Raw genomic sequence first — 25,452 nt, 5'->3', positions numbered from 1 at the left:
GCCACCCATGCCCGCTACGCCGCCCACCTTGCCCCACGAGGCCGAAGCCTTTGCCGCTTCGCTGCTCAGCTGGTATCGGGAGAACTACCGCCCCCTGCCCTGGCGGGAGCAGCCCTCGCTCTACCGCACAGTGGTGTCCGAGCTGATGTGTCAGCAAACGCAAATCGCCACCGCCCTGCCCTACTTTGCCCGCTGGATGGCGCAGTTGCCAGACTTTGAGGCGCTGGCCAATGCGTCTGAGGAAACCGTGGTCAAGCTCTGGGAAGGCCTCGGCTATTACTCCCGCGCACGAAATCTGCACAAGCTGGCCAAGCAGTGGGTCGCCGCCGATCCCAAGCCGCAATCCGCCGCCGAGTGGCGCGCCTACCCGGGCGTCGGCCCCTACACCGCGGCCGCGATTGCGAGCATAACCTTTGGCGAAAAAAGCGCCGTCGTCGATGGCAACGTCGTCCGCATTTTGGCGCGGCTGACCAATGACCAGCGCGAGTTTTCCAACGGCGGCAAGGCCGTGAAGTCGTTCACCACGCTGGCGGATTTGCTCATCGAATACGCGACGCACGCCGGCGATCACAATCAGGCCATGATGGAGCTGGGCGCCACGGTTTGCACGAAAGCCAACCCCCAGTGCCTGCTCTGCCCGGTGCGCACATTTTGCTCCGTCAACCGCGCGGGCGACCCCGCTCAACTGCCGCGCATCGCGAAAAAGCAGGTTATCCAGCGCCGGGTGGACCGCGTGTTTTTGGTCAACGACGGCTGCCTGCTCTTGCACCAGATTCCCACCACCGCGCGCCGCCTGGCTGGCATGTGCGAGCTGCCGCCCGCGGAGCTACTGGAGACGACCTACCCGGCCGAGCTCATCATGACGCGCCGCCGAGGTATCGCCAATGAGCGCATTGAAGAGCGGTTTTTGAGCGTTAATTGGACCCGCGACCTGGAAAAGCTGGTCGGTGCTGAGGCCACACTTTTTTGGCAACCGCTGGACGAGCTGGACGACGTCACCCTGACCGGCCCCCACCGTAAATGGCTGGCGGAGTTGTTCAAGCAATGCCTGTAATCAAGCGCTGGCGGAGAGCCCAGCCCTACTTCTAATAGACCCGAGGGGCAAAACTTCTACTTGCGGTTCAAGTAATCCGACCCTAATTTCCAATCAGCTGCATTGCTTGTTCAGTTACCCAGAGAGAAATTGCCATGACTTACATTCATCGCCTTCGTGGCGCTGTCGGCCAGCAGATTAAACGATGTCTGCTCTTCGCGGGCTTGTTGATTGGGGTAACGCTCCACGCTGCCCAGCCTGTAGCCAGCCAGCAGATTGACGAAATTCTGGCGAAGTATTGGAAAAGCCAAAAGGTCAAGGGCGCGCCCATCGTCGATGACGAAATTTACCTGCGCCGCGCGTATCTGACCATCGTTGGACGCATCCCCAGCTACGAAGAAGCGACGACCTGGCTCGCGGATGAATCCTCCGACAAACGCCGCACGCTCGTCGATGAGCTCGTGGTCTCAGAGGGCTTTGTGAGCCATCAATTTAACCTGTGGGCCGACGCCTTGCGCATCCGCACGACGGGCCGTGAGGGCAACGTCAGCGGCGGCAAGTATTTCGTCCCCTGGCTGAAAAACCAGCTCCGCGCCAATAAACCCTACGATGAGTGGGTCCGCGAAATCCTCGCTGCTGAAGGCGCGCCCTGGGACAACCCCGCGAGCTCCTATTACCTACGCGACCAGGGCATGCCGCTGGATAACATGGCGCTGACCATGCAGGTCTTTCTTGGCACGCAAATGCAGTGCGCGCAGTGCCACAACCACCCAACCGACGTCTGGACGCGCCGCGATTTTTACGAGATGGCCGCCTTCCGCTACGCCATCGACACCCGTCTCGGCTACAACGATTTGGACGAACTTGAGCCCGTGCTCAAGGTGCTGCGCGAGCGCGACGCCGAGGCCCAGGTCGACAACGAGAAAAAGAAGAAGCGCAACGTCAACGACCTCCTCAACCCCGCCGGTCGCGACCTTTTCCGATCCATGCTCTGGCAGACCAGTCAGAAGAACCGCACGCTCAAATACCCGCACGATTATCAATACGACGACGTGAAGGCCAAGAGCGTTGTGGAGCCACACACCATCTTTGGCGAAACGCCGGACACCATAGACCTCAAGGGAAAGGCCCGCGCCGAATATTACGCCGAGTGGGTCACCTCGCCAGACAACCCACGCTTCACGCTCGTCATTGCGAATCGACTTTGGAAGTCCGCTATGGGCCGCGGCGTGATTGAGCCCATTGATGACATTCGCGTGGACTCGAAGTCAACCGTGCCCGGCCTGGCCGAAGCGTTGACCGAGCTCATGCGCCAGAGCGATTACGACGTGCGCAAATTCTACACCGCCATTTTGAAGACGGAGTTTTTCCAACGCGAAGCCGTGGTGCTCGATCCGGAAAAACCAGAGGCCTACAAATACACGGGCCCTGTGTTGCGTCGGCTGAGCGCCGAGCAGCTCTGGGACAGCTACGTTGTCTTGCTCAAGCCGGAAGTCGATGACGTGCCTGCGGACTACGCGAACGAAATTCCCCCGCCGCCAGGCCCCGTCCAGCTCATTGCCACTTTCACCCCCGATCAGCTCGCGGATTACCTGGCCAGCGCTGAAAAGGCTTGGCGCGAACGCAACGATGCGCGCACGGCGTTTTATAAAATCCGCAACGATCCCGCCATGCGCGACACCGAGGAATACAAGCAACTTCAGCAGGCCCACAAAGATGCCGACAAGAAGTGGCGCTCCTACTCCAACGTCTCCGACTCCATGAGCATGATGGGGGTCATGGACGATATGGCTGACGACCAACCGAAGCCGAAAAACAAGGGTAAGAAGCTTAAGTGGTGGGAAAAAAATCTCGACCGCGCCGCCGATTTAAAAAGCCCGGAATACGTCGACCACTGGCTGCGCATCTTCGGCCAAAGCGACCGTGATCTGGTAGATAACGCGGACGACTCATCGACCATTAATCAGGCGCTGTTGTTGCTCAACTCCAACCAGACCAACCTCATCCTCGCCGATAATTCCGACCCGGTGCAGCGCGTTAAAAAAGAAAAAGACCCGGCCAAAGCTGCGGAGATTTTAACCCTCGGTTTCCTCACCCGCTACCCGAACGAAAAGGAGAGCGCCTACGTGACAACCCAGTGGGAAGCCGATCCGAAAAAGACGCGCGAACGCCTGGCCTGGGCAATGGTCAACACGCAGGAATTTCTCTTCATCCAATGACTTAGGAACCGCATGGACGACGATCTCAAGAAACTCGATGACCTCTCCCGCCGCAAGTTCCTGAACTACACCGCGCGCGCATTGCTCGGCGTGGGACTCGCCTCGACCACCGGCGCACCGCTATGGGCCAACGTCATGTCGCCAACCAAGGGTCGCCCGAATGCACGCAACGTGATTTACATTTACCTCGCCGGCGGCATGAGCCACCTGGACACCTTTGACCCCAAGCCACAAGCCGACTCCCAATACGGCCCGGTGAACGTCATCCCAACGAACGTTGCCGGCATCCAGCTCAGCGAGTGGTTGCCCGGCTTGGCGCAGCGCGCAAACCATTTGGCGATCATCCGCTCGATGACGTCCACCCAGGGTGCCCACGAGTCGGGCACGTATTTCATGCGGACCAGCTATGCGCCGCGTGGCACGATCCAGCATCCCGGCCTCGGCGCGTGGCTCATGAGCATGTCCGGCAAGACAAACACCACCCTGCCGGGCAATGTCCGCATCGGCGGCAGCGCGCAGCTCCCCGGCCGCGAAGGCTTTCTCGAAAAACGCTACGCGCCGCTCTTTGTCGGCAACCCCGACAAGGGCCTCAATCACATCAAGCAACATGGCCGCGTGAGTGACGAAGAGATGCAGGAGCGCCTAGAGCTCGCGCAGCTCATGGACCTGAGTTTTCACCAGAAATACAACAGCAAGCAGATCACCTCCTACGGCGACATGTATGACGAGGCGATCAAGCTCATGACGAGTCAAGACCTCGACGCCTTCAACCTGCGTAAGGAGCCCGGGCACGTCCGCGAACGCTACGGCAACTCGCAGTTTGGCAAAGGTTGCCTGCTGGCCCGACGCCTTGTGGAAAGCGGCGTGCGCTACGTGGAGGTCAACCGCGGCGGCTGGGACACCCACAACGACAACCACCGTCAAGTCGAGGTGCTGGCCTATGAAATTGACCAAGTGCTCTCGGCACTCGTTGATGATCTTTACTGGCGTGGTCTGCTGGACGAAACACTCGTCGTCGTGGCCACGGAGTTTGGCCGCAGCCCGGGCATCAACCGCAATCAGGGACGCGACCACCACCCTGCGGCGTTCTCCACGCTGCTGATTGGCGGCGGCGTGCAGGGCGGGCAAGTCTTCGGCGCCACCGACGAACGTGGCGGCGAAGTGGCGGAAAAAGCAGTGACCATTCCCGACTTCAACGCCACCATTGCCTACTCGCTTGGGCTGCCGATCGAGCAGGTGGTGATGTCGCCCAGCGGCCGTCCATTTACCCTGGCTGACAAGGGTGAACCGCTGCGAATGCTGTTTTAAGGCAGCTAATTTGCAGGCTCGCCACCGTTGCTAAACCGCGCCTAAGATACGGTTTATCATGTTCGACTGGAATACCTATGGCGCACTTCACCTGGTGCTACTTCATGTGCCGATTGGGCTCTTTGTGGGCATCCTCGCGCTTGAGGTAGGGCTCAACCGCGAGAAACATCAGGAGACCTACGACACCGCGATGGGCGTCCTGCTGCCGCTCTGTCTGCTGACCAGCATTCTGACCGTGCGCTTCGGCTATGCGCTCGCTGAAACCGACTACAATTGGGAGGACGTGGCCGACCACCGCCAGTTTGGCCTCAGCTATGTTTATCTTTTGGGCACGGCCACGCTTTGCTTCTGGTGGAATCGCTGGCGGGAAAACAATGCAGCCAAGGGTCTCTATGCCGTCTTCCTTAGCTTTTCCTTCATCGCGCTAATCCTGACCGGACACTCCGGTGCCACCCTCACCCACGGCCCAGCGGTGCTCGACGACGCCCTGCCGTTTCTCAAGGATAACCGCCGCGCAATCGAAGAGCAAAACTCTGCAACGCAAAGCGACTCTGCGAAACAAAGTAACACCGCGCCCGCTAATCCATTCACCACCGAAGCCTACGCGATTCTTGATGCACATTGCATTGAGTGTCATGGTCTCAACAAACGCAAGGGCGGCTACCGCATCGATGTGCCGCGCCTCGCCCGCGCCGGCGGCGACAGCCATAAGCCGGGCATCGTCCCGGGCAAGCCCGACGAGAGCGAGCTGATCATCCGCGCCGAACTGCCCAAGGGCGAAGAAGGCGCGATGCCACCCGGCAAGCGCGCCCCCCTCACACCGGAGCAGCTGGCGGTGCTCCGGTCATGGATCGAAGCTGGCGGCCAGTTCCCCGGTGAAGCGACGAAAACCGAAGCCAAGCTTGACCCCAAAACCGTGAAGCAGCTAGACGCTCTACGCGACTTAGGCGCGGCAGCCGACTTCACTCCCTGGGGCGACGGCACGGTCCTCGTGAACCTGAGCCAAATGGAATCGCCAGACTGGAAACTTTGTCATACAAAGTTAAAGCCCCTCGCAGGTAAGCTTGTGTGGCTCAATGCCGCGAACCAGAAGTGGCAGCCCGAGTTCTATGCACAGCTAAAGAATTTTCCGCAGCTCCAGCGCCTGCATTTGGAAAACAGCAACGTGACTGACGCCGACCTCGCCAAGCTCGCAATGTTGAAGGACCTAAGCTACTTGAACCTGAGCAGCACAAAGATCACCGAATCCGGTTTGAAAACCGCGCTCGCCCTCCCTGCCTTGACCGAGCTTTACGTGCACGGTATCGACGTTACGCCGAAGGCGCTCAACGAGCTGCGCGCCCAGCATGACGCGGTGGACATCGCGGGACTCTCCGTGAAGGAATTCCCGAAGGAAGAAAAGAAGTAGAAACGTCCGTTACTCGCCGGCCTGCGCGTTGTAGAGTTTGCGGTAAAGGCCATCGTGCGCCAGTAATTCCTGGTGCGTGCCGCGGTCGATAATTTGGCCTTTCTCGAACACGAGGATTTCATCGGCACGTTGAATCGAGCTGAAGCGATGGGCAATTACAATGACCGTCTTTTGCTCGGAGAGCTTCTCCATCGCCAGCTGAATGTAGCGCTCGCTTTCGGCGTCGAGCGCCGAGGTAGCTTCGTCGAGAATCAGAATCGACGAGTGCTTGAGAAACGCGCGCGCCAGGGCGATACGTTGACGCTGGCCGCCGCTCAACCGAGCGCCACTGGGCCCAACCTGGGTTTCATAGCCTTCGGGCATGCTGAGAATGAAGTCATGCGCAAAAGCATTGCGCGCCGCAGCCTCGATCATCTCAGGCGTTGCCTCCGGGTTGCCCACCGCGATGTTGCCGCGGATGGAGTCATTGAACAGCACCGGGCTTTGCGCCACGACCGAGATCTGCTCACGCAAGTCGAACTGCGTCACGTCACGCACATCGACGCCTTCCACACAGACCTTGCCGTCGACCACATCATAGTAGCGGAGCACGAGGTTTGCAAAGGTCGTCTTGCCGGCACCACTGGGCCCCACCAACGCGTAGGTTTTACCCGGTGCCAAGTCCACCGATACATTGCGCAGAACGGATTCATCGCGATAGGCAAACGAGACGTTCTCAAAGCTCACGCGGCCTTGCAGCGAAGCGGGAAACTTGACCGGCGACTCAGGGTCGCGGATCAGCTCGTCTTCCTCCAAAATGTGCTCAATGCGCTCCAGGCTTGCGAGGCCGGTTTGCAGGCTGTTGTTCAGGCGGCCCAGTCGCTTGATCGGCTCGTAGCACATGTAGAGCGCCGCGAGCAGCGCGGTAAAGGCACCTTCATCGATCTGACTTTGATACGTGTAATACAGGCCCGCGCCAATGCCGAGTGCGCCGATAAATTCAATGATCGGCGACATCATCGTGTTGTATTTGGCCATCTTCATGTAGCCCTTGGACACGCGTTTGGCGGACTCTTCGAAGCGCGCGTTTTCGCGGTCCTCCAGGTTGTAAGCGCGGATTTCCTGCGTGCCTTCGAGGTTCTCCAAAATACGGTTTGTCGCCTCCCCCAGCTCCGCCTGGAGATCACGGGCTTTGCGCTTCAGCTTCGTGCCGATCAAACGCACCGGCACGATACAGAGCGGAATCGCCAGCATGAAAATCAACAGATAAGTAACCTGGCTATGCTTAAACGAAAGATAGCCCAGAACCCCAATTGCGCCCACCAGAGTCGCCGGCTGTTTGACGATTTCCTGCGTTGCGAGAATGACCGTTTGCTGCACCTGGTTGGAATCCGTCATCGAGCGCGAAACGAGTTCGCCAGCAGGATTGTTGTGGTAAAAGCTCAGCGGCAAACGCTGCAATTTCGCAAACAGCCGGATGCGCAGTTTTTCCAAAACCGTCTGTCCGCAAAAAGCCAACAAGTAGTTACTGTAGAAAGTCGATGCCCCGCGGGCACCCATGATCGCAGCCGGCAGCAAGCAGTAGAAAATCAAGTCACCGGAACTCAAATCATACCCCGCAAAAACCACGGGCACAACCTTGGCCAACATAAAGGGGATGCCCGCGCCACTGAGCGCGCCAGCCACCAAACCGAGAATAATAGCCAGGATTAACTCGCCAATGACGGGTTTGAGCAAAGGAAAATACGGCTTAAAGCGTCGAAGTGATTTCATGCTAATTTCGTACGGGCTTATCGACGAGAAACCGGCAAGCGTATGGCGAAGAGCAAGGTAAGTGCAAGCGTGAGAATTAAAGGCGCAATGCCATTGGTGAGCCCTCCACTGGCAAACACCCAGCGTAGAGGATCGATGTGCATGTCGATCGCCTTCTGGTAAATGAGCATCACAAACACGATGCCAATGTGTAAACCGATCGGTGCCCAGAGCGAGCGTGCCCTTAAATAAAGCACGCAAAACAAAGCGCCCAGCGAGGTGTAGTTAGCGAATTCAATGAAGTTAAAATTCAGAAACGCGCCGACTGAATTTAAGCCCGCGATTTGTAAACTGGAGATCAAACCGGGGTTCGCATTAGGGCCCGCCAGGAATGCGCCCGGCGCCCTGAAGTGCAGGTAGGCGTAGATGAACGACGCGAGGAAAATCGCAACTCCTGGCTTAAAGGCGGTGTAAAACAAGCGGAAGATCAGGCTGCGAAACAGGATCTCTTCAATCAGTCCAATCAGCAGCGCACTCACCGCCGCGCCACCAATAATCTCCAACCAGCGCCCTAGCCCATCGACATCGCGTGGATGGAAATACGTAAAGGACATTTGCAGCATGTAAAGGAACCCCGCCAGCGCGCCGCCCAGCACCAACGCCCACATGAACCAACGCAGGCTCCCCGGCCGATCTTTTAAATCATTTGCGGAGAGAAAGCCACCGGAACGCCCGGCCAGCCCGGTGACTACCATCAGCCACGGCAGGAAAATCAAAATTGGAATGTAGCGACAGCGGTCCACAAACTTGTCGAATGACCGTGTGACCAACCATGCACAGATCCCATCTGGATTACTCTCGCCGCACCATGCCACCAGCCCGTAGGCCAACGACCCCGTCAATCCGGCAAAGAGCATCGCGCCAAAGTAGATCGCGAAAAACAATCCAATGCCGCGCTTGCTGTAGCGATCAGGCGACAGCCCAAAGAGCATGAACTGGCGGTCCCGCTCAAGCATTCGTGGGTGCCTCCTTTAAAAGTTCTCGCAAAGCTTCCGCCACTTTCTCCGGCGTAACTTGGCTGATATCGCCACCACCTGTCGGCGCACACCCCGGCGGCTGAAGCAAGACCTTCGGCCCATCGAAGCATGGCCCCGTGCGAATCGGGTTTGTCGGCCCGAAGACCACGATCACCGGAACACCCAACGCATTGGCCAGGTGCATGCCGCCGGTGTCATTCGTGACCAAAACGCGGCAGCTCAACAGCTCGGAAGCGTATTCGATGAGGTTGGTTTCGCCCGCCCGGTTGAGGACACTTTGCGATGCAAAGCTTTCGGCGACCTGGTCTGTAATCGCGCGGTCGTTCTTGGTACCAAACAGCGTAAAGTGCTCTTCTGGGAATTGCTCAATCAGCGCACGCCACTGCTCGACCGGCCAGCGTTTGGCCGGCTCGTTCTCCGTGCCGCAAATCAAGCCAATCGTCTGCCTACCGCCAGCGGGAACCTTAAAATCGCCACCCAGTTCATCGGCTTTAAACGGAGCGAAGTCCGGCTTTTTATTTAAGCCAAACTCGGCCAGAAATTGTCGCCAAAGCTCGGTCTGGTGGACCGTTGCTTCGTCGAAATCCGTCGGCAGTTCCCAGTGATGGGTGAGAAACGGGCGTGGCTTACCTTTGCGCAAAATGCCAAAACGCTGCGGCGCACCAATGCGCTTGGCCTCGCGGTCGCCACGAAAGGAATTCGTCAGCAGGATCTGCGTATCAGGATACTCCAGCGCCAGCCCTTTGAAAAATGCGCGCTCTCCGGCGGAACCTTTGTCCGGCAAAGTAATCAACCGGTCGCCGACAGGAAATGCCTCCAGCAGCGGCTTGAACTGCTTGCGCGCCAGCAGTGTGATCTCCGCGTCCGGGCGCCCTTGGCGAATCGCGCGCAGCAGCGGCATGGCCATAATCACGTCTCCCAGCCAATTCGGCAGGCGGACCCAGATGCGCGTGCCCTTGGGAATCTTGTCCCAACCGCGCCAATACAGTTCGTCTTCCAACGAGTTGCGGCGATGCTTGAGCTGGAGGCGGCGGTCCCACTGGTCCTGCGTGCGCCAGCGGTCATGCAGCCAGAGCCAGTCGTTTTGAAAACCGGTGTCCGTGCGCAGCTTTTTTTCCAGCCAGTCGTTGGCCATGAAAATGCCGTCGACCGACTCCCTGACCTTACTCAGCTCTTCGAGGCGGATGACCCCGCGCCAAAAGCCGGTGCGCTCGGTCCACACCGCGCCGACCCGCGCCTTAAAACGCGCTGCGAGCATGCCGGGCAATTCCGTGGACGAGCAGACCCGCCCCATGAAGGTGCTCAGCGCGCCGATATTGCCCGCATTTTGGTCAAATAAAATCGTGACCGCCTTTTTCTCCCGCGCCATCTGGATGGCCTCCGCAAAGCCCTCCTTGCGCGACAGCAAGCGCATCCCAAAACGCTGCCGTGTGCGCAACACCCAGTCCTCTAGCGGTGCCTGCTTGAGTGGACGGTAAATCGTGCCCACTTGCGGCACGGTCTTGGACAACGCGGGCAGCAGCGTGAGGCTCTCCATCAGGCAGAGATGCGGGACCACGATGATAGCGGGCTCCGGGTTTTCCGCATTTTGATCAATCGTCCGCTCGAAGTCGGGATCGAGCGTGAAGCGCTCCAAGAGCTGCTCCAGTGAATAGTGCGGCGAGACAAGAACAAAGAGCGCCATCTCCACTGTCCGCCGGCAGCTCGTACGCCCGATCTCGCGGCGCTCGGCCTCGGTCTTTTCCGGGAAGCAATGGTGCAGGTTGGAAAGCAAGCTGCGGCGGCGCTTCGTGGGCAGAAAATAGAGTAAATCCCCAAAGGCCACAGCCATTGCCCGCGAGAAAACCTCCGGGCTTCGAGCCAGGATCAGGCCAAGAATATGAATGAGCTTGATTGCCACAGGGATGTGCCAGCGACTACAGCCAATCGCGCTTAGCTTGGCAAGCGTTGGGTTGCGTCAAAAATGTCACCCGCGGCAATCCGCGCAGACGCCGTAAAGCTCTAGCCGGTGGGATAGATCATCATATCCCAACCGGCGGGCAGCGGCCTCAAACGGCGCAATCGCGCAGGTGTCCAAGCAGTCGATGTTTCCACATTTTCGGCAAATCACATGGTGATGATGGCCGTGCTCGGCGTCGATCAACTCATAGAGGGCCTTGCCGTGCTCATCACGAACCACCTGCACGACACCGATCTCCTCAAAGGCATCCAGGCAGCGATATAGCGTCACGAGGTCGAAGCTTTTACGGCCCAGTTTACCATGAATGGCCTCAATCGACATCGGTTGCCCAGCGTCAAACAGAACGCTAGTCAGGCGCTTCCGCGTACCGGTCACGCGCATGCCGTGGTCCCGTAATTTCTCGAGGACGCTGTCGACGTTCGCAACGTGATGATGATGGTGGTGATCTGACACGGCGCAAAGATTACCGCCCCAGCCACGTCCGTGGCAAGCACGAGACGCATCAGGAAATGGCCTGCACCCTGCAGAATGACCAGTTGGCGTAAACCCCGCCGCAGACCGCCACATGTCGGCGGTCGTATTCACGGATCAACCGGCGCAGACTCGCGCTGCCCATCTGGCTTTGGCGCACCGCACCCACGCCATGCAAACTGCGCATCAAATCGAGCGCGTTCTTATAAACAATGCAGCGGTCTTCCGCCTCAAAGCGCTCCACCTGCCAACCAGCGTCCTCAAACGCCGCCCGCCAGTGATCGGCGCTAAACCACGTCAGCGGCGCCGCGACCTCGCCCTGTAATGCGCGCAATTCTTTCAGCGTCGGCTCCACGTAAAAACCATGCAGCATGCGCGCGCCCTTCGGCAGCTTACTCCGCCACAGGCGCAAAATTTCCACCGGGTCCGGACACCACTGCATCATACTGGAGGAGACCACGTAATCCACGGATGCATCCATGCCAAAACCGGTCCAGGCGTCACCCACCTGCCATTCGGCTTCCGGCGCGGCCTGACGGCCCTGCTCCACCATGCGCGGCGCAACGTCCACTGCGGTCAGGTGGTTAAAATTAGGAGCCGCGCGGCGGGTAAACATCCCCTCGCCCGCGCCATACTCCAACGCATGGCAATGAGAGCTCACAGACGGGTCCAGCCACTCGGCCAACCAATCCGCCATATCGCGCTGCACATGGGCGTGCTGCGCGTAGCAATGTGCTCGCTCGTCAAAACGCATCATATCGCGACCTCCTCAAGCAGTTCGGAAAAATCATGGCCGGCGTCCGGCAGGATCACCAACTCGGGCCACAGTTGCTGTAACTGCGCCGCATCCAGCAACGCATCGCGCTCGCCCAGACAGGCATGCACGTGCTCCCAGCGCCAGTAATCAACGCCCGGCGCGGCAAGCTGCTCGATGCCCCAGATCAAATCATCGACGTCATAAGGCGGCATCACATCAACCGAAGCCTTCAAGCCCGCCGTTTGGTAAAAGTCATTTAGCGCATCAATCGGATCACGGAGCAACCAACGCAGCAGCACGCTCAAACGCCGACCATCCACGCGCCCGCCTTTCAAAGCCTCCGCCTTGAAGTCCAGGATCGGCGCCAGCAGCATTGTTGGCAATTTCGGCAGATTGGCTTGCTCACGCAAAAGCAACAAAGCCCCCAACGAATACCCGCCCAAGCGCTTAACGTCGCCAGCTTCGAGCAGCGTCTTTAACTTTGCGATACAAAGCTTACCTGGGTAAAGTACCGTGTGCTCAAACTCCGGCCAACGCGCAGCAAAGACTTGCTGCTGCATTTCAGCGCTCAAGCCCCAGCCGCCAATCCACAACCATTCCTTCATGACTGCGCCTCCTCCAACGACTCGACGAGGCGGGTTAAGTCACTATCAGACAGCTTTGTACTCAGCGAGATTCGCAAGCGGCTGCTGTTTGCTGGCACGGTCGGCGGGCGCACTGCGCCGACCTTGAAGCCTTTGCCTAAGAGGCTTTCCGCCGCGCGCATCGTGGCATTCGCATCGCCGATGACCACGGGTAGAATCGGCGAGTCACCATCCGGCGCAGCAATCGCGGCCCGCACTTCACGCGAACGCTGACGCCACTGCGCGCGCTCTGCGCTCATGGATTGTGCAACATCCACGGCGGCAATCGCCGCCGCTGCGCTCGCGGGCGCAAGGTAAGTGGAGTAAATAAACTCGCCGCCAAAATTAATCAGGTAGTCCCGTAAACTTGCTTTGCGAAACAAAGTAAACGCGCCCATCGAGCCAAGGCCCTTGCCCAAGGTCCCGACGAAAACATCGACATCCACCGTCACGCCGGTTTCTTCCACCAGTCCGCTGCCGCGCTCGCCGTACCAACCCACAGCATGCGCTTCATCGACAATCCACACAAAGCCGTAGCGTGCCTTCAGCTCCGCCATCGCGTTGAGGTCAGGGTAATCCCCGTCCATCGAGAACACCGACTCCGTTACGACAAACACCGTGCGTTCGCCATCGGCATGCTGCGCCAGCAGCTCCGCCAAGTGATCGACATCCAAGTGACGGTAACGCTGCAATCGCGCACCCGAGCGCAGGACGCCTTCCACCATGCTGGCGTGAATCAAGCGGTCGGCGAGAACGATGTCGCCCTTTTGCGGCAGGCGTCCGAGCACGGATTGATTCGCTGCGTAGCCGGAATTCCAAACGAGACCACATTCAAAGCCCGCCCACGCAGCCAGCTTTTGCTCCAGCTCGGCGTGCACTGCGGTGTAGCCCGAGATGAGCGGGGAAGCCGTCGCCGACGCCCCCCACTTCGCCAAAGCTTGCTGCCCGGCCGCGATGACCGCCGGATGTTGCGAGAGCCGCAGGTAGTCGTTGTTCGACAAATCAAGGATGCCCGTCTCAGCACTGCGCGCCTTGAGCGAACGCCGCAAGCCCTGCGTATCGCGCTCAGCCAACGCAGTGTCCACGCGATCCCAAAAGCTGCTCACCACGTCAACCATGACGCCTCCAGTCTGCGCGGCAAATCCACGCCGTAGTCTTGCACTGCCCACAGTGGAAAAGCCAACTGCTCCAGCACGTCGTTATTGACGATGCGGATGTCGTTCGGCGTATCCGGCTGAGCCTCGTTGAGCCACCAACCGGCCTTCAACCCCTTGGCACCTGCATAGTGCGCGAGCAGGCGCGCCTGGTTAATTGCGCCTAAGCGATCCTGCACGACAAGCACGACGTAATCCGCCTTGATCGCCAAGGCAAAGTCCGCCCAATCGCGCGGCGTGGACCCGCCTTCCAAAGGAACGCAGAGGCCACCGGCACCCTCTACGATGCGCCAGTCGCAGTCTGGCAATTTATCAATTTCACGTACGAGTTCATCAAAGCAGAGTTCCGCACCGTCCTCACGCGCGGCCTCCACCGGAGCCATTGGCTTGGTGAAGCGCCGCAAAGTGTGGACCGAAGCTTTGCCGGGCAAAGTTGCTTTGTCCTGCAAAGCTTGATGGACGAATTCCGCGTCACCATGACCACCGGCTTCGATACCGGTTTCCACGGGCTTCACCTTCTGCACAGTCGCCCCCTGCCCGACCAACAAGCGGGCAATGGCGGCGGACACCCACGTCTTGCCGACGCCGGTATCGTTTGCGCTGATGAGGACCGTGGGCATGGTGCGTTAGGCTTTCGCGGTTTCTACTTCGGCTTCGTGATCGTGACCGCATTCGCCTTCGCAGGCATGCGCCCAGGAGCTTGCGCCTTCTTCGAGGTGCTCGGCAAAAGGATCTTCGTGCGTGTGGCCTTCTGCATCGGCTGCAGCGTGGATCTTACGTGCGTCGTCCGGGTTCAACGCATGCAAGCCCAGCTTGTCGAGGAGCTGACGGTCATCCGTCGCATTCGGGTTCGCGGTGGTGAGGAGCTTGTCGCCGAGGAAGATGCTGTTTGCGCCAGCGAGGTAGCACAGCGCCTGCATTTCGTCGTTCATTTCGGTACGTCCGGCGGACAGGCGAACCATCGCCTTCGGCATGATGATGCGCGCGGTGGCGATCATGCGGACGAATTCAAAGCTATCGACAAACTTCTGATCTTCGAGCGGCGTGCCCTTCACGGCGACGAGCGCATTGATCGGCACGGAATCCGGCTGCGGGCTCATGCTGGCAAGCTCAAGCAAGAGCTTCAGGCGGTCTTCGATGGATTCGCCCATGCCGAGGATGCCGCCACTGCAGACTTCCATACCGGCGTCGCGGACGTTTTGAATCGTCTGCAAGCGGTCGTCGTAGCTGCGGGTCGTGATGATCTTGCAATAATACTCTCGCGAGGTGTCGAGGTTGTGGTTGTAAACGTCGCAGCCGGCTTCCTTGAGGCGCATGGCTTGAGCGGCGTCGAGCATGCCAAGGGTGCAGCACACTTCGAGGCCGATGTCCTTCACGCCCTTGACCGTCTCGATGATGTTGTCGAACTGCTTGGTGTTATAAACGCGGCGCCAGGCAGCACCCATGCAGAAGCGCGATGCGCCGCCGTCCTTGGCCGCCTGCGCGTCCTTGAGAATCATGGGGGTGTCGAGCAGCACTTCGGGCTCCACAAAAGTTTGGTTGTGCGCGGACTGCGGGCAGTAGGCGCAATCTTCCGAGCAACGGCCGGTCTTGATCGACTTGAGCGTGCAAAGCTGCACGCCCGCCGGGTCCTGATACTTCTGGTGCACCTGCTGGGCGCGAAAAATCAGCGTGGTGATCGGCAGGTTGTAGATGTCGCGTATTTCGTCGAGTGTCATGGTATTGTTGGTTTGATGACGGTTGGTGTTGGTTAAAGGTAAGCTTTGTCCTGCAAAGTTTCCAGGAGCGCGGCTTTCAAGAAATTCAGTTCGTCGGCGGAGATGACCAGCGGCGGGACGATTAAAATGCTGTCGCCCAACGCACGCAGGAGAACACCTTGTTCGCGCAACGCGATGCAGAAATGCATGCCGCGACGCAAGGTGCGGTCGCCCGCCGGAAGGTCCAGCGAGCTCGCAAGCCCGCGTTGACGCAGGACAAAGGTGTCTGGCAGCGCTTCGCGCAGGTCGCGGAAAAATTGTTCGAAATTGGCAATGGTCTCAGCAAGTGCGCCGCTTGTCATCATGGCTTCGAGCTTTTCGATGTTCTTCAGCGCGACGACGCAGCCCAGCGGGTTGCCAGTGAACGTGTGGCCGTGGAAGAATGCCTTGAACTCGCCGTATTCGCCGAGGAAGGCTTCGTAAATTTCCTCGCTGGTCACAGTCGCCGCGAGTGGCAGGTAACCGGCAGTTAGCCCCTTGGCCAGACAGTAGAAGTCCGGCGTCACGCCCTCGGATTCACCCACGAGCATCGGACCCAGGCGACCAAAGCCGACGAAGACTTCGTCTAAAATCAAATGCACGCCGTGCGCGCGGCAGCGTTTTTGCACCTCGGCGAGGTAGCCCTTCGGCTGGAGCAGCATGCCGCCCGCGCCCTGCACCCAAGGCTCCAGGATTACGGCTGCGACTTCGTTGCCAAAGTTCGCCAAGTGGGCATCGAGCGCCGCGAGGGATTCCGCCATATCGCTCGCAAAAACTTCTCCACCAAACTCCTCACAAGTCGGCGCGGGAATGCGCTCCACTGGGAACTTCCACGGGTCAAAGCGCTCGTGAAAAATACCCGAGTCGCCGACCGACATCGTGCCGAAGGTGTCGCCGTGGTAGGCATTGTATAGACCGATGACACGCTTGCGCTGTGGCTGGCCGACGAGCTGGAAATATTGGAACGACAACTTTAGCGCAATCTCGACCGCGTTGGAGCCGTTGTCCGAATAAAACACGCGGTCCAGGCCGGTGAGCTCGCAAAGCTTATCGGCGAGGAGAGCGCCGGGCTCGTGGCCGAGACCCAAGTAAGTCGAGTGCGCCATTTTGCCGAGCTGCTCGATGATGGCGTTGTTCAAATCCGCATCCTGATGACCGTGGACGTTTGTCCAGATCGAGGCATTGGCGTCGAGGTAGCGCTTGCCCTCAACATCGGTCAGCCAACACCCTTCCCCACTGGCAATCTGCACGCGGGGGTGGCTGGTATACTCCTGCATTTGCGCGAATGGATGCCAGCAGCGCGCCACGTCTAACGCGTCGACGGACGTGGCTTCTGAATGCGCGGATTGGAGCTCAGCTGACATATTCATTAACCTTATACATTTCAAATATAGGATTAGTTTTGCTTTTGTTAAGCAAAAAGAACAACTGCATTAACAAAAAGTTTCCGACTTCTAGCAAGACGGAATCAAGAATATGTCAAAGTGTTGTATTTCAGCGAATTATTACTCGCAATTGCCGTCACAAACGACACGCACGCGCAGGCTGACCTGCTTGACCGAATAGCCCATTTGCTTGATGAGCAGACGCTCGCGCAAGATCAGGCAATCGTCGTGCAGCGGAATGGTCTTTCCACAATCATCGCAGACCAAGTAGGCTTGGGTATCCACTCCGGAGCCGACCTCGTATTGCTGCTTGTCGCTGGCACCGTCGATTTCGCGCACCAGATCGCATTCCACGAGCACGTTGATCGTCCGGTAAACAGTCGCCAGAGAAATCTGATCATCAACTTGCCGCGCGCTGGCCAAGAGCTCTTCGGCATTAAACGCCCCTGCCTGCTCCAACACTGACTGCACAATTACGCGTCGAGGCGTGGTGATGCGATGCCCGGATTTTTTAAGCAGGTTTTCCCACTCGTCGAGCTGCGTCTCCAAAGCTATTTGTGCTGATTCCGGCATGGCTAGGCAACATGGTTTCGAAACTCGAATGATAGCTCAATCGGCCGGGTGTGCGTCATCGTATCCAGACAGACACGCTCCAAAACGCTCTCACAGAGTTGATCCAAATCAGGCGCATCCAAGTAGAGCGGAAAACTCCCTGAATGTGCGTCACCAGCGCGAATCGAGACCTCGATATGCTCTTCCATCCAGCATTTTAAAGGCTCAAGTGCGGCCTGCGAATGTGCGTCCGAAACGTGCAGCAGCTTGAAAAAGCATTGCACGCATTGCCCGGGCGACGACGCGGTTTGCGTCATCCCGTAAAGATCCAGCACACTATCGGCCGCCTTCTTGAAAGGCTGACAGAGCGGTCGGACCACGGATTCCGGCAAGGTGGGCTCTGTTGCTTCGCTTCTCATGAGCAATAAAAATACGCGACTGCGACTCATTCGCAAGCAGGAAATTCACAAAAGCTGCATTTGTCATATTCATTAGACAAACGCCCCGAATACATTAGCCTACAATTAATATACTCGCGCAAGTGCCTGCCAGTATCGGTAGCTCTGCGCATTATCCGAGGTAAGCCGGAAGATTAAATCACCGAATACATCAACGGCTTCGAAGTAACTGAAACCTTGATCGCCATTGCGATGAAGACCGATCCAGTATTGCGCCACAGCACGCGTATTGAGCCGCATTGCACGCCCTTCCCCACCAACAAATACCCATCCATCATGGATTCTTTCCAGTGAGCAAGGCTTTAGCGGGACTCCGAGACAACCAAAGCCTCCACTGGCCGTCAGCACGATTTCCTGCTCTTCCTCAATTGCCTCCGCAATTACGGCCGTCGCCAAGTAATCATCACCATCAAAGCCCATCTCGAATTCCACCGAGCTACGTCCCGCATAAAACGGCGCGCTCCAGACATCAGCCTGCGTCAACGTGTCGGCAGCCGCTGCGTGTCTGGCCTGATCCATCGGCTGTAGCTCAGCTAACCGTCGCCAGTCTCCGAACTCCTCTCCCGACACGCAACGCAGGTGGTAAGTCTGCGTTAATTCACGCCATGCCATGCGGTCGGAATCCGGCGTCAACGCGACACGAAAGATGGCATTACGGTTTTCATCGAAGAACTCTACTCCCATCATCGCGCCACAGTCGCAGGCCTGCTCATGGGTCATATACGCATATCGCCAGCGATCAAAATGGAGCGTCATAGAGGCGTCTGCGGACAGTCCCCGCAAAAAGCCACCTCCAATTTTCAAGTCGGGCAGCGAACCTGAATACCCCAAAATGCAATGCCGATTACGCGCAAAGCAAAGTACAGGGCCGACGGTATTAGCCGCTTCCAGAAGCCCCTCCGGCGCACAGTAAAGCTCGCACACATGCAAGAGCTCAGAGCGCGTGCGCGTGACTGCGTCCTGCGGTTGCTGGCCGCTTAACCGATTGGCAGACTGCGGCTTCTTATGCATCTTGCCCGACTGGATGGTTGGCCTCAAAGAAACGTGCAACCCACGCGTCGAAGCCATCGTCAAAATCGACATCCAACTCCACGCGATCTGCCAGGGGCTTCGCGCCTCCCTGTTTCAAAGCGTCATCCAAGCGACGACCGCACCCGCAAAAGTCGTCGTAAGCGCTGTCTCCCAAGGCTACCACGTAATACTCCAAGTGGTTGACCGGGACCTTCTGCTCGTAAAGCGCCTCACAGAATTCGATGGCGTCATCGGGCGGCTCACCGTCTCCCCAGGTGGAGAATATCAGCACCACACGCTTCACTTCGGCAAACCGCGACAGCTCCCAATCCTCGGCCGCATTCAGCGTGTGCTTGACACTTCTGGCATCGCATTCATCAGAAAATCGCTCTGCGAGATCCTGCGCGTTGCCCGTTACTGTGCCGTAAATAATGTGAGTGGTGTTTTCGTCGGGACTCGTAATCATTATATTTAGACTGAGTCTCATTTTCTCAAAATAAGTCAAGCCCTCTTTGAAAATTTCGTATATTTATCTCCCCTCGTTCATCTTAGTTTACGGTAAAACGTCCGTCGATACATTGTTGAAAACCCGTCACACCGATCAGGGCCACGCGGAGGAAACATTCGGTTGGGGTTTTCTTTTCATTCCAGGCAAAACCAGTATTCGCCCTACTTATTAGGCATAGGCGACAACAAATTTATAGCTAATCTGACATTGCGCCTAACGGAAAATGTTTTAAGCCTGAATCATGATCTCCCCCGCGATCGATTTCTCATCCCTCGAAGAACAATTTAAAGGCAAGTTGAACACTGGCGAAATGATGCGTCGGCTGTATTCAACCGACGCTTCCGAATACCAGGAAATGCCCGCTGCTGTGGCCTTTCCGGAGGCTGAGAGCGACATCCCCACGCTGATAAATTTTGTCGGCGAAAACGGCCTTTCGCTCATCCCTCGTACAGCTGGAACCTCGCTCGCCGGGCAGGTGGTAGGCAACGGCATTGTCGTCGATCTAGGGCGACTCAATGCGATCAAAAAAATTGATGGGGCACAACGCCGCGTCGTCGTCCAGCCGGGCGTTGTCCGCAACGAGCTAAATCAGGCGATTCACAGCCACGGTATGCTCTTCGGGCCGGAGACTTCCACGGCCAACCGCGCGATGATTGGAGGCATGGTCGGCAACAATTCCTGTGGCTCCAATAGCGTCGTCTACGCCAGCACGCGAGAGCACCTGATCTCCTGCCGCGGCTTCTTGAGCGATGGCAGCGAAGTTTCGCTCCACGCACTGACGCCCGACGAGTTTAACGCCAAGTGCGAGGGCGATTCGCTCGAGGCCTCGATCTACCGAGAGTGCCGCGACCTGCTCGGCGACGCGCAAAACCGCGCAACCATTGCCGAGCGTTTCCCCAAGTCCAGCATCCCGCGCCGCAACACCGGCTACGCGCTGGACATGCTGATGGACGCCAATGTGTTTGACCCGAATTCCGACAAGCCCTTCAACCTCTGCCAGCTCATTGCCGGCAGTGAGGGCACACTCTTCATCGGCGTTGAATTCGAGATCGACTGCAATCCCCTGCCACCGCCCCACAGCGCGCTTGTCGTGGGCCATTTTGAGACGGTGCTGGAGTCCTTGAATTCCGTGAGCCTCGCGCTGGCGGAGAAGCCGTTCGCTGTTGAGCTGATCGACCGCAACATTCTCGAGGCCACCAAGCGCAATCGCGAGCAGTTGCAGAACCGTTTCTTCGTCGAGGGCGATCCTGGCGCGATCCTCGTTGTCGACATCCGCCGCGAAACCGAAGACGAAGTCAACCGCGCCATCGAGCACCTGATCAACAACCTGAAGTTTGCTAAACTCGGCTATGCCTACCCGGTCCTCCGTGGGGCAGACCAAGCCAAGGTGTGGGAACTGCGCCGTGCCGGTCAAGGCCTGATGAGCAACATCCCTGGCGACGCCAAGCCCCGCGAAGTCGTGGAAGACACCGCTGTCGACGTGCGCGACCTGCCCGCATATATCGCGGAGTTCGATGAGATCATGCGCGAGAAGCACGGCATTGACTGCGTTTACTACGCGCACGCCGGCTCGGGTGAGCTCCACACGCGCCCAATGTTCAATCTCAAGACCGAAGACGGCATGCAGAAGTTTCGCGGCGTCGCCGAAGACATCGCAGCTCTCGTTCGCAAATACAACGGCTCACTCAGCGGCGAACACGGCGACGGGCGTTTGCGCGGTGAGTTCATTCCTCTGATGGTCGGCGAAGAATGCTACGCGATGATGAAGCGCGTGAAGGCTGCCTTCGACCCGCAGAATATTTTTAATCCGGGCAAGATTGTCGACACGCCGCCGATGGACAGCGCGCTCCGCTACGGCCCGGACAAGCCTTACCCGGAGTATGAAACCATTTTCGACTTCTCGGATATCCACGGCTTCCTCCACGCCGCCGAGCAATGCAACGGCTCCGGCGACTGCCGCAAAAGCGTCCAGGCCGGTGGCACCATGTGCCCGAGCTACATGGCTACCAAGCATGAGAAGGACACCACCCGCGCCCGTGCGAACATCCTCCGCCAAACCATTACCGAGGGTCCGCAAAACGCCAAAGCCGCCTTTGGCAACAAGGACGCGAAGGAAGTGCTCGACCTTTGCCTGTCATGCAAAGGCTGCAAATCCGAGTGCCCGAGCAATGTGGACATGGCCAAGCTCAAGGCCGAGTTCATGCAACATTACTACGACATCCACGGCGCGCCACAGCGCTCGAAGATGATTGCGAAATACGTGCAAAGCCAGAAGCTCGCGCGACTAGCGCCTTGGGCTTGGAACGCGCTGTTTGGCACGGAAAGCATTCGCAAGACGATCAACTTCCTCGTTGGCTTCCACCCGGATCGCACGATCCCGCTCATGCCGAAGCAGACGCTCAAGACGTGGTTCAAGAAACACACGCCACACGCCAACGCTGGCAAGGTTGGCGAAGTCTGGCTATTTAATGATGAATTCACCAACTACGGCGATCCGCACGTCGGCATTAAGACCGTCGAGCTGTTGGAGCGCCTCGGCTACAAGGTCGATCTAGCGCCCGTCGAAGAAAGCGGCCGCACTTGGTTGTCGAAAGGATTCGTCCGCCACGCCCAGGAGCTCATCAACCACAACACCGATACTTTGCATGGCAAAGTAACCGCGCAAAAGCCGATGCTCGGCATCGAGCCGTCGGCCATCCTTACCTTCCGCGACGAAGCCGTTGACCTCGCTTATGGTGACCGCAAAGCCAGCGCCAAGGCGACCGCCGAGCACTGCTTTACGTTTGAGGAATTCATGGTCCGCGAGTTCGACGCCGACCGGATCAAGGACACTGAATTCACCGACGAGCAACGCACCGTGCGCCTGCATGGCCACTGCTTCCAGAAGGCGCTCGTCGGCGTGCAGCCATCGCTCAAGGCGCTCACACTGCCGAAAAATTTCGCCGTGGTGCTGATCCCCAGCGGCTGCTGCGGCATGGCGGGTTCGTTTGGCTACGAGCACGAGCATTATCAGGTTTCCATGAAGGTGGCCGAACTCGCGCTCTTGCCAGCCGTTCGCGCCGCGGACGAAGGCGACATCATTGCGGCTGCCGGCACGTCCTGCCGTCACCAAATCCACGACGGTGCCCAGAAGACTGCGCTCCATCCGGCCGAAATCCTGCACGCGGCATTGAGGAATTAACTTTGCGATGCAAAGCGAATCCCCGTGCATGCTTTGCATTGCAAAGCGTTTAAGTTTACACCTAGAGATAACATGAAGTTGCCGGGTTGAGCAAGTGCTGGACCCGGCAACTTCATGTTATCTCTAAAAAAAGAACTCGTCGAACTCGGCCAGTAACCGTTGCGCGTTTTTTCGGTGTGGCGGCGAGAGGGCTTCGTCCTGCGCCGCTTCGCGGATGAGGAGTTCGTAGCTGTCGCGATCAGCAGGATCGGCGTCGGCAATGAAATTTTGCGCGATCCAGGTGGGGCTAAGCTCTTCTGGGTAAAGGTGGAAAGATATCCGGATGATGGCCTCGGCGGTCTCCTCCGTAAAATGACAACGACGCTGAAGCAGGCGCACCTCGCGCTCGAATTCCTCCTCTGATGTGAGCGGCGTGATCATCGCCACGATAGCCGCTGCCAACACCAGGACGCGCGTGCGTTTGTTGTCGCGATTTTTCGGCGGTTTACGCCAGAAGAGTTGAAAGCTGTCCATGAAGCCCGCCTGCTGTAGGAACTCGTCAAACTCCACTTCGCGTTCGACCTCCGGCAATGCTTCCCCCGACTCCATACGGTTGGCGATTCGCGCCCGGCGGGTCGCGAACAAATGCGTCGGCCCTGAGCGGTGCCCCACCAGATCGCCCATCAGCGGATGCTTCATTGCCGCAGCCTGCTTGTGGTCCGGCAGTATGGAAAACAGGAACGCGCGGACTGCCTTGCCATTATGCGTACGCCGCACCACGCCCTTGAGCCGCGCAAAGGCCGCACGACCATCTTCCAAGCTCGTGCGCTCCTCCCGATAAAGATCCACTACCCAGCGTTGATAAGCGCTCAGATTAGCGCCGACCAGCAGCTCCTCAATCTGCTCGGCAACCTCCCGTTGGTCGAGATACAGCTCCCAGCTCAGGCACAGATAAAAACAAATAAGCCGCAGTCGGAGTTCTTTATCGTCCCCGAGCTGCGACCAAAAGATTGCCTTTGCCGTGAGCATGCAGGTAGCTAAGCGCGCGCAGACAGCACGGCGCTTTCGTAGTCCTTGATGACAGACATCGCCTGCCAATCAGTCGGCGTGTTATTGCGAGCGCAGAACTCATTCCACACCACGCTCCAAGGCATTGCCTTGTTGACTTCGTGCAGCATGAGGCGAGTGGAGAAATCACCAGACTGCTCGGCGGCGCGCAGCTTTTCCTGCGGCTCAAGAAGCGCCAGGAGGAGACTCTTCTGCGCGGCGCGCGTACCAATCGTCCACGCCGCAATGCGGTTAATGGACGCATCGAAAAAGTCGAGACCGATGTGGGTGCGCGGGAGTGCGTCGCAGCGCACCAGCTCTTGCATGATGGCCTGCGTCTGGTCGTCGAACAGCACCACGTGGTCACTGTCCCAACGCACACCGCGGGAGACGTGGAGCAGCAGCTCGGGCACGTAAAGCAGGACGGAGGAAATCTTGTCGGCGATGCCTTCGGTTGGGTGGAAGTGGCCGGCGTCGAGGCAAAGCGCGGTCTGATTCTTCATGGCATAGCCCATGTAGAACTCGTGCGATCCGACCACGAAGCTTTCCGAGCCAATACCGAACAGCTTGCATTCGACGGCGTCAATGTTGTGCGCCGGGTCGAGCTTTTCAGCGAGCACGGAGTCGAGGCTCTGCTGCAGGCGGACGCGGAAGCTCTGGCGGTCAGCCGGGAGGTCCTTCATGCCGTCCGGCACCCAGATGTTGGTGACTGCGGCGCTGCCCAGTTGCTTGCCCATTTCGGCTGCGATCAGGCGGCTGCGCTTGCAGTGCTCGATCCAAAATTCGCGGATGCCGTCGTCGGGCGAGCTTAGGGTCAGGCCATCGTCCGCGTTGGGGTGGGAGAAGCAGCTTGGGTTGAAATCCATGCCGATACCCTGCTCTTTGCAGAAATCAATCCAGCCCTGAAAATGCTTCACTTCGATCTGGTCACGATCGATTTTTTCGCCGCCAAAATCGCCATAGATGGCGTGCAAATTGAGGCGATGGTTACCCGGAAGCAGCGTCAACACCTTGGCGATGTCTTGCTGTAACTCGTCAATGGAGCGCGCCTTGCCCGGGTAGTTGCCCGTCACGGCCAGGCCACTGCCCAGCTCGCCATCTCCGCCTTCAAAACCTCCGACATCGTCGCCCTGCCAGCAGTGGAGCGAAATCGGGGTCGAAGCCATGACTTCGAGCGCTTTTTCTACATCAACGCCAAGCTCGGCGTAGGATTCCTTTACTTTTTCGAACATATCGGGGTTTGGGTCGGGAGTTAAGATAGCAGCCTTTTTAGCTAGGCGCTAGTCTGGAATTATTGAAGAAAAACGAGGCATTCTGCAAGCAATACTCCACAAAACGCGCAATTTCTTTCAAAATCTGTCATCACGAATCTTTTTAAAGGCCGAAAACTCCGTTGCCAAGCCTTATCGCATCACACAAACTATGATGATTCCCGCATTACAATCCTAGCCGCCATTGTCATGAAAACCGTACTCATCGCCCTACTCTTTTCGACCACGGCCTTCGCCCAGAGTCATCTCTCGCCACACTTCCCCGCCGGCGCCACGGACCTCGTACCGATGAAGATGAATCGCACGCAGCCAACAAACTACCTGCCAGCGAACACAGCCAAGCTTTCAGGTTACTTCACGGAGCCCACTCAGCCAAACAGTGTGCAAAGCTACCCATCGCAACAGCCAATCCGTTTCCTGATCGAAGAACCTGTTTACACGCCCGACAACCAGATCGAATCGCGTTGGGTTCCGAACCAGGAGATGGCGCGGCTGTTGAAATTTCGGGGTCCAAACAACTACCTTTTCTAGACGCATAATTGGCTCGTCCACCGCGAGTTACGCAGTCAAGTTTTTGGAAAATTTGAACAAGCCGCGGCTTGGGGTTGTCGAAGGGGCTTAGT

Annotated in this window: 22 protein-coding genes; 6 read left to right on the top strand and 16 right to left on the bottom strand. The window is 58.1% G+C overall.

The features are described from left to right. The first annotated feature begins 7 nt into the window (after positions 1 to 7). The 4 genes from RBB62_RS04650 (at position 8) to RBB62_RS04635 (ending at position 5,968) form a co-directional block, all read left to right on the top strand. Positions 8 to 1,054 (top strand): A/G-specific adenine glycosylase, encoded by a 1,047-nt coding sequence (locus RBB62_RS04650; protein WP_309397537.1) that lies wholly within the window; start codon positions 8 to 10, stop codon positions 1,052 to 1,054. A gap of 134 nt (positions 1,055 to 1,188) precedes the next feature. Next, positions 1,189 to 3,252, top strand: coding sequence for a DUF1549 domain-containing protein (locus RBB62_RS04645; protein ID WP_309397535.1), 2,064 nt, complete (start codon positions 1,189 to 1,191; stop codon positions 3,250 to 3,252). 12 nt (positions 3,253 to 3,264) lie between these two features. Further along, a complete protein-coding gene (locus RBB62_RS04640; RefSeq protein ID WP_309397533.1) occupies positions 3,265 to 4,560 on the top strand; it encodes a DUF1501 domain-containing protein in 1,296 nt (431 codons plus the stop codon). Between the two features lie 58 nt (positions 4,561 to 4,618). Continuing rightward, the gene (locus tag RBB62_RS04635) at positions 4,619 to 5,968 is read left to right on the top strand and encodes a c-type cytochrome domain-containing protein (RefSeq protein ID WP_309397531.1); all 1,350 of its coding nucleotides are present in this window, start codon (positions 4,619 to 4,621) and stop codon (positions 5,966 to 5,968) included. Between the two features lie 9 nt (positions 5,969 to 5,977). Here the strand turns inward: RBB62_RS04635 and RBB62_RS04630 are convergent, their stop codons facing one another. From RBB62_RS04630 to RBB62_RS04565, 14 genes are all read right to left on the bottom strand, one after another. Next, a complete protein-coding gene (locus RBB62_RS04630) occupies positions 5,978 to 7,720 on the bottom strand; it encodes an ABC transporter ATP-binding protein (RefSeq protein ID WP_309397529.1) in 1,743 nt (580 codons plus the stop codon). Between the two features lie 17 nt (positions 7,721 to 7,737). Further along, complete coding sequence (locus RBB62_RS04625) at positions 7,738 to 8,715, bottom strand: CPBP family intramembrane glutamic endopeptidase (RefSeq protein WP_309397527.1); 978 nt, start codon at positions 8,713 to 8,715, stop codon at positions 7,738 to 7,740. Beyond that, positions 8,708 to 10,636: an LpxL/LpxP family acyltransferase gene (locus RBB62_RS04620; protein WP_309397525.1), complete on the bottom strand. Its 1,929-nt coding sequence runs from the start codon at positions 10,634 to 10,636 to the stop codon at positions 8,708 to 8,710. The genes RBB62_RS04625 and RBB62_RS04620 overlap by 8 nt, the downstream gene beginning before the upstream one ends. Before the next feature lie 66 nt (positions 10,637 to 10,702). Further along, on the bottom strand, positions 10,703 to 11,149 hold the full coding sequence (locus RBB62_RS04615; protein WP_309397522.1) for a Fur family transcriptional regulator: 447 nt from the start codon (positions 11,147 to 11,149) through the stop codon (positions 10,703 to 10,705). 49 nt (positions 11,150 to 11,198) lie between these two features. Beyond that, positions 11,199 to 11,924 carry a methyltransferase domain-containing protein gene (locus tag RBB62_RS04610; RefSeq protein ID WP_309397520.1) on the bottom strand — a complete coding sequence of 242 codons (726 nt, stop codon included), beginning with the start codon at positions 11,922 to 11,924 and terminating at the stop codon, positions 11,199 to 11,201. After that, positions 11,921 to 12,529, bottom strand: coding sequence for a hypothetical protein (locus RBB62_RS04605; RefSeq protein ID WP_309397518.1), 609 nt, complete (start codon positions 12,527 to 12,529; stop codon positions 11,921 to 11,923). Before RBB62_RS04605 ends, RBB62_RS04610 begins: the two co-directional genes overlap by 4 nt. Continuing rightward, positions 12,526 to 13,716 carry an aminotransferase class I/II-fold pyridoxal phosphate-dependent enzyme gene (locus tag RBB62_RS04600; RefSeq protein ID WP_309397516.1) on the bottom strand — a complete coding sequence of 397 codons (1,191 nt, stop codon included), beginning with the start codon at positions 13,714 to 13,716 and terminating at the stop codon, positions 12,526 to 12,528. Before RBB62_RS04600 ends, RBB62_RS04605 begins: the two co-directional genes overlap by 4 nt. Then, the gene (gene bioD / locus RBB62_RS04595) at positions 13,650 to 14,321 is read right to left on the bottom strand and encodes a dethiobiotin synthase (protein ID WP_309397515.1); all 672 of its coding nucleotides are present in this window, start codon (positions 14,319 to 14,321) and stop codon (positions 13,650 to 13,652) included. The genes RBB62_RS04600 and bioD overlap by 67 nt, the downstream gene beginning before the upstream one ends. A 6-nt stretch (positions 14,322 to 14,327) precedes the next feature. Beyond that, positions 14,328 to 15,419 (bottom strand): biotin synthase BioB, encoded by a 1,092-nt coding sequence (bioB, locus tag RBB62_RS04590; protein ID WP_309397513.1) that lies wholly within the window; start codon positions 15,417 to 15,419, stop codon positions 14,328 to 14,330. A gap of 32 nt (positions 15,420 to 15,451) precedes the next feature. Continuing rightward, positions 15,452 to 16,801 (bottom strand): adenosylmethionine--8-amino-7-oxononanoate transaminase, encoded by a 1,350-nt coding sequence (gene bioA / locus RBB62_RS04585; protein ID WP_309397511.1) that lies wholly within the window; start codon positions 16,799 to 16,801, stop codon positions 15,452 to 15,454. Positions 16,802 to 16,942: 141 nt separating this feature from the next. Continuing rightward, positions 16,943 to 17,395, bottom strand: a complete 453-nt coding sequence (locus RBB62_RS04580) for a Fur family transcriptional regulator (protein WP_309397509.1) — start codon at positions 17,393 to 17,395, stop codon at positions 16,943 to 16,945. Positions 17,396 to 17,397: 2 nt separating this feature from the next. Beyond that, entirely contained in the window at positions 17,398 to 17,793 is a 396-nt protein-coding gene (locus RBB62_RS04575; protein ID WP_309397507.1) for a hypothetical protein, read from the bottom strand. 105 nt (positions 17,794 to 17,898) lie between these two features. After that, the gene (locus RBB62_RS04570) at positions 17,899 to 18,843 is read right to left on the bottom strand and encodes a ChuX/HutX family heme-like substrate-binding protein (RefSeq protein WP_309397505.1); all 945 of its coding nucleotides are present in this window, start codon (positions 18,841 to 18,843) and stop codon (positions 17,899 to 17,901) included. Then, on the bottom strand, positions 18,836 to 19,309 hold the full coding sequence (locus tag RBB62_RS04565) for a flavodoxin domain-containing protein (protein WP_309397503.1): 474 nt from the start codon (positions 19,307 to 19,309) through the stop codon (positions 18,836 to 18,838). Before RBB62_RS04565 ends, RBB62_RS04570 begins: the two co-directional genes overlap by 8 nt. A gap of 283 nt (positions 19,310 to 19,592) precedes the next feature. On the opposite strand from RBB62_RS04565, the gene RBB62_RS04560 reads away from it, so the two are divergent. Then, on the top strand, positions 19,593 to 22,532 hold the full coding sequence (locus RBB62_RS04560) for an FAD-binding and (Fe-S)-binding domain-containing protein (RefSeq protein WP_309397501.1): 2,940 nt from the start codon (positions 19,593 to 19,595) through the stop codon (positions 22,530 to 22,532). Between the two features lie 123 nt (positions 22,533 to 22,655). Here RBB62_RS04560 and RBB62_RS04555 read toward each other — a convergent pair whose 3' ends face one another. Beyond that, a complete protein-coding gene (locus RBB62_RS04555; protein WP_309397499.1) occupies positions 22,656 to 23,540 on the bottom strand; it encodes a hypothetical protein in 885 nt (294 codons plus the stop codon). Positions 23,541 to 23,548: 8 nt separating this feature from the next. Further along, positions 23,549 to 24,790, bottom strand: coding sequence for an L-rhamnose isomerase (locus RBB62_RS04550; RefSeq protein ID WP_309397497.1), 1,242 nt, complete (start codon positions 24,788 to 24,790; stop codon positions 23,549 to 23,551). A 228-nt stretch (positions 24,791 to 25,018) separates the two neighbouring features. Here RBB62_RS04550 and RBB62_RS04545 point away from each other — a divergent pair, with 228 nt between their 5' ends. Beyond that, on the top strand, positions 25,019 to 25,360 hold the full coding sequence (locus RBB62_RS04545; protein WP_309397495.1) for a hypothetical protein: 342 nt from the start codon (positions 25,019 to 25,021) through the stop codon (positions 25,358 to 25,360). The last annotated feature ends 92 nt before the right edge of the window (positions 25,361 to 25,452 follow it).

Origin of the sequence: Cerasicoccus maritimus, assembly GCA_031296935.1 — a bacterium.
GTDB lineage: Bacteria > Verrucomicrobiota > Verrucomicrobiia > Opitutales > Cerasicoccaceae > Cerasicoccus > Cerasicoccus maritimus.
The sequence above is the reverse complement of the archived record's forward strand: the minus strand, read 5'-3'. Positions and strand labels throughout refer to the sequence as shown.